General features: G+C 57.9%; 7 protein-coding genes. All 7 read left to right on the top strand.

Going from position 1 to position 8,178, the window contains the following annotated elements; genetic code table 11:
* On the top strand, positions 1 to 1,306 hold a 1,306-nt coding region (locus K2H17_RS07230), incomplete at its 5' end, for a 30S ribosomal protein S1 (RefSeq protein ID WP_300133172.1).
* 81 nt (positions 1,307 to 1,387) lie between these two features.
* The gene (locus tag K2H17_RS07225) at positions 1,388 to 2,128 is read left to right on the top strand and encodes a porin family protein (RefSeq protein ID WP_300133169.1); all 741 of its coding nucleotides are present in this window, start codon (positions 1,388 to 1,390) and stop codon (positions 2,126 to 2,128) included.
* Positions 2,125 to 3,153 (top strand): PorP/SprF family type IX secretion system membrane protein, encoded by a 1,029-nt coding sequence (locus tag K2H17_RS07220; protein WP_300133167.1) that lies wholly within the window; start codon positions 2,125 to 2,127, stop codon positions 3,151 to 3,153. The genes K2H17_RS07225 and K2H17_RS07220 overlap by 4 nt, the downstream gene beginning before the upstream one ends.
* A 3-nt stretch (positions 3,154 to 3,156) precedes the next feature.
* Positions 3,157 to 4,596 carry an SUMF1/EgtB/PvdO family nonheme iron enzyme gene (locus K2H17_RS07215; RefSeq protein ID WP_300133164.1) on the top strand — a complete coding sequence of 480 codons (1,440 nt, stop codon included), beginning with the start codon at positions 3,157 to 3,159 and terminating at the stop codon, positions 4,594 to 4,596.
* A 59-nt stretch (positions 4,597 to 4,655) separates the two neighbouring features.
* Positions 4,656 to 5,537: a gliding motility protein GldL gene (gene gldL, locus K2H17_RS07210; protein ID WP_300133162.1), complete on the top strand. Its 882-nt coding sequence runs from the start codon at positions 4,656 to 4,658 to the stop codon at positions 5,535 to 5,537.
* 90 nt (positions 5,538 to 5,627) lie between these two features.
* On the top strand, positions 5,628 to 7,193 hold the full coding sequence (gene gldM, locus K2H17_RS07205; protein ID WP_300133160.1) for a gliding motility protein GldM: 1,566 nt from the start codon (positions 5,628 to 5,630) through the stop codon (positions 7,191 to 7,193).
* 21 nt (positions 7,194 to 7,214) lie between these two features.
* Positions 7,215 to 8,178: gliding motility protein GldN (gene gldN, locus K2H17_RS07200; protein WP_300133158.1), on the top strand; the 964-nt coding region annotated here is incomplete at its 3' end.

Genomic DNA, 8,178 nt, shown 5'->3' with positions numbered 1-8,178 from the left:
CGACTACGACATCTTCGTGGGCAAGACCATGGAGTTCAAGGTCGTGAAGATCAACCAAGAATTCAAGAACGTGGTTGTCAGCCACAAGGCACTCATCGAAGCCGAACTCGAACAGCAGAAGCGCGAAATCATCGCCAAGCTCGAAAAGGGTCAGGTTCTCGAAGGTTCTGTCAAGAACATCACCACCTACGGTGTGTTCATCGACCTTGGCGGCGTAGACGGCCTCATCCACATCACTGACCTCTCCTGGGGCCGCGTAAGCCACCCCGAAGAAGTGGTTCAGCTCGACCAGAAGCTCAATGTCGTTATCCTCGACTTCGACGACGAGAAGAAGCGCATCGCCCTCGGTCTCAAGCAGCTCCAGCCCCATCCTTGGGATGCCCTCGACGCAAACCTCAAGGTTGGCGACAAAGTCAAAGGCCGCGTAGTAGTCATGGCTGACTACGGCGCATTCGTTGAAATCGCCCCCGGTGTCGAAGGTCTCATCCACGTCAGCGAAATGTCTTGGAGCCAGCACCTCCGTTCAGCTCAGGACTTCCTCAAAGTCGGCGACGAAGTTGAAGCCGTTATCCTTACCCTCGACCGCGAAGACCGCAAGATGTCACTCGGCCTCAAGCAGCTCAAGAACGATCCCTGGGAAAACATCGAAACCAAATACCCCGTCGGAAGCCAGCACACTGCAAAAGTGCGCAACTTCACCAACTTCGGTGTATTCGTTGAAATCGAAGAAGGCGTTGACGGTCTCATCCACATCAGCGACCTCTCTTGGACCAAGAAGGTTAAACACCCCAGCGAATTCACTCAGATCGGTGCCGACATCGAAGTTCAGGTTCTCGAAATCGACAAGGACAACCGTCGTCTTTCTCTCGGCCACAAGCAGCTCGAAGAAAACCCCTGGGATGTATTTGAAACCGTATTCACCGTTGGTTCTATCCACGAAGGAACCATCATCGAAATGGTTGAGAAAGGCGCTGTCATCGCCCTCCCCTACGGCGTTGAAGGCTTCGCTACTCCCAAGCACCTCGTTAAGGAAGACGGTTCGAAGGCCCAGGTTGACGAAAAGCTCAACTTCAAGGTGATCGAATTCAACAAGGACAGCAAGCGCATCATCCTTTCTCACAGCCGCATCTTCGAAGATGAGCAGAAGGGCGAACGCGCTGAAGCTCCCAAGAAGCCCGCAGCAGCACGCCGTGGCGCAGGCCGTCGTGAAGAAGCAGCTCCCGCACTGACCACTCCTCTCGAAAAGACCACCCTCGGTGACCTCGAAGCTCTCGCTGAACTCAAGCAGAAATTCGCAGGCAAATAATTAAGCCTCTGATGTGAGACTTGCGGCAGACAGCCGTTAAGCCCCCACACAATATTTAAGAGCGATGATTCGTTATAACAAATGATGAATCATCGCTTTTTCATATCCCTTCGCCATCTTCTGATCCTGCTTGTCACACTTGCCGGAAGCCTCGGCGCGCTCTCCGCCCAGAACCTCAACGACAAGCTGATGAACCGCCCCTATGCCGACCTGCGGCGATGGCATCTGGGATTTTCGGTCGGCCTCCACACCCAGGATCTCACCTTCACCCACAACGGATTCGTCACCGACAACGGCGAATCATGGTTCGTGGAGCAGCCCGGATTCCAGCCCGGATTCTGCGTCAACGGCCTGATCGACTACCGGCTCGGAACCTACTTCAACCTGCGCTTCTCGCCGGGAATGTATTTCGGCAACCGCGATGTCACGATGCGCGAATACAACAGCGGCGCCCAGCTGCGCCAGAACATCAAATCGGCCTTCCTCGTCTTTCCCTTCGACCTGAAATTCTCCGGCCTGCGCTACCGCAACTCGCGCCCCTACGTCACCACCGGAGTCATGCCGGCAGTCAACGTGGTCCGCAAATCAGGCGACTATCTGCGCACCAAGCCCGCCGACTTCTATCTCACCTGCGGATTCGGCTGCGACTTCTATCTCCCCTACTTCAAGCTCAACCCCGAAATCAAATTCTGCTTCGGCCTCAGCGATGTCCTTGACCACAAGCGCACCGACATTGCCGAAGAACCTGAAAAATTCAAAATCACACAATCGCTCAAAAAGGCCGTCTCACGCATGGTCGTCCTCACCTTCTACTTCGAATGACACAGTCCCGCCGCATATTGTCACGCCTGACCGCCATCCTCTGCCTCACCCTCGCCGTCTGCGCCCCCGCAGCCAAAGCCCAGGGCGACGCCATGCTCTCGCAGTACTGGGCGCTCCCCACCTATTATAATCCGGGAGCGGCCGGCGACACCGACAACCTGCGCCTGCGCGGTGGGGGCCGCCTCCAGTGGATCGGCATCGACAACGCCCCCAAAACATTCGTCCTTGCCGCCGACATGCCATTCAAACTGCTTGGCAAACGCTTCGGTGCAGGCCTCGTGGCCCAGCAGGAATCAATGGGCCTCTTCCGCAACCTCACCGTCAACGCCCAGATCGGCTACAAGCTGAAACTGCTCAAAGGGGAACTGACAGGCTCATTGCAGATCGGCTTTCTCAACGAACAGTTCAGAGGATCGGAAGTCTACATCCCCTCCGACGATGACTTTCACCAGCCCGACGACGACGCCATCCCCAACCGCGACGTCTCCGGCAACGCCCTTGACCTCGGCCTCGGCCTCTACTACACCCACCCGAAATTCTGGGCCGGAGTCTCCCTGCTCCACGCCAACAGCCCGACGGTCACCTTCACCTCCGAAGGCGAATCAGCCTCAGGCTCCCCCTCGCTCCCCTCAGGCGACGGAGTTGCAAAAAAATATCAATTCACCGCAAAGCGTGCCGCTTATTTCATGGCAGGCAGCAATATTCCGGTGAAAAACACGTTATTTGAAGTGATACCATCGCTTATAGTCCGCAGCGACTTCACCTTCACCGACTTTGAGCTGACAGGACGCCTGCGCTACAACAAACTCTTCACCGCAGGCATCGGCTACCGCTACAACGACGCCCTCTCCCTGATGCTCGGAGCCGAAATCAAAGGCATCTTCATCGGATACAGCTATGACTATCACACCTCCGACATCTCCAAAGCCTCATCCGGAAGCCACGAGATCGTCGCAGGCTATAACCTTAAACTCGATTTTTCGGAGAAAAACCGCAACAAACACAAGAGCATCCGCATAATGTAACCTATGAAAAAAATAATCCACTTCATCATAGTCATCACCCTCCTTTCGGCAGCGGTCTCATGCGCGACAGGCAGCCGCAGCGCAATCGGAGGCGAAGTCACCGGTGTCGGAGGTTCGTCATGGGCCGAACCGACCCCCTACGGCATGGTCCTCGTTTCGAGAGGCTCTGTCAAGATGGGTCCCGCGAAAGACGACTCTCTGTGGAACATCCGCGCCAACTCGCGCGGAGTCTCTGTCGATGCGTTCTGGATGGACGAGACCGAGATAACAAACTCGAAATACAAGCAGTTTGTCTTCTGGGTGCGTGACTCCATCATCCGCGAACGCCTCGCCGACCCCGCTTTCGGCGGCAACGAAGAGTTCAAGATCGAGGAGGACCGCGAGGGCAACCCCGTCACTCCCCACCTCAACTGGGCCAAGCCCATACCCTGGCGCAACGCCAACGAGGACGAACAGCGCGCAATCGAAAGCCTCTACCGCACAAACCCCATCACCGGCGCACGCGAACTCGACCCCGAACAGCTCAACTACCGCTACGAGGTCTACAACCACACCGAGGCCGCACGCCGCAAACACCGCCTGAATCCCGCGCGCCGCGAATACAACACCGACCGCCCCGTCCCGACCGCTACTCCTCTCATCTCGAAGGACACCGCATGGATCAACGACGAAGGCGAGATCATCCGTCAGACAATCTCGCGCGGACTCACCGGCGATTTCGATTTCGTCAACACATACATTGTCAACGTCTACCCCGACACCACAGCATGGATCAACGACTTTGACAACGCCTACAACGAACCATACGTCCGCCTCTACTTCTCCCACGGGGGCTACAACGACTACCCCGTTGTCGGAGTGAGCTGGGAACAGGCCACGGCCTTCGCCAACTGGCGCACCGACTTCCTCCGCCGCTCGCTCGGCCGCGAGGGGGTCTACATAGAGCCATACCGCCTCCCGACCGAAGCTGAATGGGAATACGCCGCCCGCGCCGGAAAGAGTGAGAACATGTATCCCTGGGACGGCGATCTGCCGATGACAGAGGACCAGGGCTGCTTCTATGCCAACTTCAAACCGCAGGAGGGCAACTTCGTCCAGGACGGCCATCTGATCACCTCGCGTGTCGGCACATACTCGCCCAACGACTTCGGCCTCTATGACATGGCAGGCAACGTCAGCGAATGGACCTCGACAGCCTACACCGAGAGCGTCGACAAACTCACCAGCGACCTCAACCCTGAATACCGCTACAACGCCGCTCTTGAGGATCCCTACAAGATGAAACGCAAGATCGTGCGCGGCGGATCATGGAAAGATGTGGCCCACAATGTCCGCTCGGACCTCCGCATGTGGGAATATCAGAACGAACAGCGCTCCTACATCGGCTTCCGCTGCGTCCGCTCGCAGATCGGATTCGCCAAAGGCACTAAAGCCAGGAAATAGACATCCCTCACCCTCAGGAACCACTCCACCCCCCTCAACCCCTTAAACACTCATCAGCCGTGACAAAAGAAAAGATACAGTCCAAGATAGAAACCATCATGCGGTGGGAAGGCGGCCAGCGCCTTTTCAACTTCGCATACAGCATCGGCGCTGCCATCGTCATCTGGGGCGCCCTCTTCAAGATCCTCCACCTTCCCGGAGGCAACACACTTCTCTGCATCGGCATGGGCACGGAAGTTGTCATGTTCATCCTGACCGCCTTTGACCGTCCGCCGAAGGAATATCACTGGGAAGAAGTGTTCCCCGAACTCGACGGAGGCGAAAGACGCGAACAGCCCGTCCGCCGTCAGACGTCCGACAGCGAAGCGCAGCCTGAGTTCAACAGCCAGGAAGTCTATTCGGCCCCTGTTGCCGCCGCGCCTGCCGCCGCACCGCTCCCCGCAGCCACAGATCTCGCCGAACTGACAAACGCTACCCAGACCTATCTCGCCCAGATGAACGCCATCTCGGAGCAGATGGAGATTCTGCGCGCAACTACCGAATCGCTCAACTCGGTTTCGGCTGTCCTGCTTGAAAGCTACCGCGCAATCACCGAAAACTCGGCATCCGTGACCGAAAACTCGCGCGGCTACATCGAGCGCATGGCCGATCTCAACCGCAACCTCGGCGGCCTGAACACAATCTACGAGATCCAGCTCAAGAGCGTCTCGACCCAGCTCGAATCAATCGACCGCGTCAACCGTGGCATCAAGGATATCCGCGACATGTATGAGAAAAGCGCCTCACAGAGCGCCCGCTACTGCGAGGAGACCGAAAAAATGGCCCGCAACATGCAGCAGCTCAACTCGGTCTACGAAAAGATGCTCCATGCGATGACCGTCAACATGTATCGCCCGATGATGAACGACATTCCCGGCGCCCAGTCGTCAGGTACAGTCTGAACCGCCGGTCGCCGTTCCCGGCTGACGTTCCATCATCTCCCCACCCCCGCACATCACCCCAAAAAACAACACCCCCATCACCGACCATAAATGGCAGAATCAGTAGTCAGGCTCTCACCAAGGCAGAAGATGATAAACCTCATGTATATCGTCCTCACCGCCATGCTCGCCCTCAACGTCTCAAGCGATGTCCTTGACGGCTTCGTCCAGGTCGAGGACGGTCTCGCGCGCACCAATTCAACCGTGGGCCGACGCAACGACGCCGTCTACTCCTCCCTCCAGTCATTCACAGCCCAGAACCCCGAAAAGGGCGCTCCCTGGCTCGAAAAAGCCACACTTGTCCGCAAGCATGCCGCAGCGATCTATGCGACGGTCGACTCCCTGAAACTCGCCATTGTCCGCGAAGCCGACGGCCCTGACGGCACTCTCGGCGAAATCAACCGCCGCGACGATCTCGAAGCCGCAGCCCTCGTCATGCTCGGCCCAGCGACAGGCGGTGGTGAGATCCTGCGCAAAGCGATCGACTCATATCGCGCCCACGTCACTTCGCTCGTCACCGACTCCATCAAGCGGGCAAGCATCGACGAAGCCCTCTCAACCGAACCCTTCCGCCGCCCCGGCACCGTAGCTCCCCAGAAATGGGAAGAAGCGAAGTTCGAGAACCAGCCGGTGGTCGCCGCCATCACCCTTCTGACCAAACTCCAGAATGACATCCGCTATGCCGAAGGCGAAGCCCTCGCCAACCTCCTTGCGGCAGTCGATGCCGGCGATGTCCGCGTCAACGAGATCAACGCCTTTGTCATCCCCCAGTCACGCATGGTAATGCGCGGAGGCAAATACTCGGCCAACATAGTCCTCGCCGCCGTCGACACTACCGCCCGTCCGGCCATATTCATCGGAGGCAAACAGCTCACCGACGAAAACGGTCTCTACGAATTTGTGACCTCCTCGACAGGCACCTTCGATTACAGCGGCTATCTTGAAGTCAGCCACGGCGACGGAACCTCCACACGTCACCCCTTCTCGTCGAGCTACACCGTCATGGAACCGACAGCCACAGTCTCGGCCACAATGATGAACGTGCTCTACGCCGGAATCGACAACCCCGTCAGCATCTCCGTGCCCGGCGTCCCGATGAACGCCGTCAGCGCCTCGATGACCAACGGCTCACTCTCCCGCAAGGGCGACGCCTGGGTCGCACGTCCGGCCAAGATCGGCGAAAACGCAACTGTGACCGTCACAGCCACCATCGACGGACGACCTCAGACCGTATCCTCGACCACATTCCGTGTCCGCAAGCTCCCCGATCCGACAGCCTTCATCACCTACACCGCCCCCAACGGCACCAAGGAGCGCTACAAAGGCGGCAAGGGCTTCTCCAAGACACTCCTCACCTCTGCTCCGGGCATCGAGGCCGCGATTGATGACGACATGCTCAACATCGGCTTCACCGTCCTCGGCTTCGAGACCGTCTTTTTCGACCAGATGGGCAACGCGATACCCGAAGTCTCACAGGGAGCCTCATTCTCCCAGCGTCAGAAAGACCAGTTCCGCCGCCTCTCCCGCGGCAAGCGCTTCTACATCTCGCGCATACGAGCAAAAGGCCCCGACGGCATCGAACGCACCCTCAATCCAGTGGAAGTCATCGTAAACTAACCCCATTTGCATATACCCTCCATGAAGAAATTTCTTCTCACCGCCATAGTAATGTTAGTCGCTGCCGCTGCCTTCGCCCAGCAGTCAAGCAGCAGCAGTGTCGTGCGCCGGCGCGGGGCCGAAGACCGCAACCAGGTCAAGGCATCGACAGGTGTCACACAGCGCATGCAGGCCCACTATGAAGACCGGGCTGTGTCAGATTCAGAAATGCAATGGATGCGCGTCATGTACCGTCAGCTCGACCTGACCAAAGATGCCAACGCCGCTCTCTACTACCCCGACGAACCTGTCGAGGACCAGGAGAACCTCTTCCGCATCATCATGCGCCACATGGCCTCCGGTGATCTCACGGGCTATGAGTATCTCGACGGCCGCGAAGTCTTCTCCGACAACTACAAAGTACGGATGGCCGACGTCCTTGACCGCTTCCACATCCTCCACACCACAGCCAAAGGCTCGACCGAAAAGAATCCGCGCTTCACCATCGAGGATGCCGACGTGCCCGCCTCGGAAGTCCTGAGCTACTATATCATCGAACGCTGGGAATTCGACAAACGCTCCAACCGCATGCGCACACGCATCGAAGCCCTCTGTCCGGTGCTCCACCGCGACGGCGATTTCGGTGCCGAAGCCATCCGCTACCCGATGTTCTGGGTGCGCTACGCCGATCTCCGTCCCTATCTCTCGACACAGAACATCTTCACCAACGACGACAACAACCTCGCGACCTGTACCTATGACGACTACTTCCAGCTCGGTCTCTACAACGGCGAGATCTACAAGACCCGCAACCTGAGAAACAAGTCGCTCATGCAGCTCTACCCCGACCCGGACGCCCTGGCCAACGCACAGGACAGCATCCAGCGCCGTCTCGACACCTTCGAAAACAAACTCTGGGTCCCCTCGCTTGAGGAACTTGCCGCCCGTCGCGAAGCAGCTGAAAAAGCCGAACTCGCAGCCGCAGGCGAAACCGCAGCCTCAGAAG

Source organism: Duncaniella sp. (assembly GCF_029054785.1).
GTDB lineage: Bacteria > Bacteroidota > Bacteroidia > Bacteroidales > Muribaculaceae > Duncaniella.
The sequence above is the reverse complement of the archived record's forward strand: the minus strand, read 5'-3'. Positions and strand labels throughout refer to the sequence as shown.

Bases quoted from the DNA above. Each gene is read 5' to 3' on its own strand.
- K2H17_RS07225 (WP_300133169.1), top strand. From the start codon at position 1,388: ATGATGAATCATCGCTTTTTCATATCCCTTCGCCATCTTCTGATCCTG.
- K2H17_RS07220 (WP_300133167.1), top strand. From the start codon at position 2,125: ATGACACAGTCCCGCCGCATATTGTCACGCCTGACCGCCATCCTCTGC.
- gldM (WP_300133160.1), top strand. From the start codon at position 5,628: ATGGCAGAATCAGTAGTCAGGCTCTCACCAAGGCAGAAGATGATAAAC.
- K2H17_RS07215 (WP_300133164.1), top strand. From the start codon at position 3,157: ATGAAAAAAATAATCCACTTCATCATAGTCATCACCCTCCTTTCGGCA.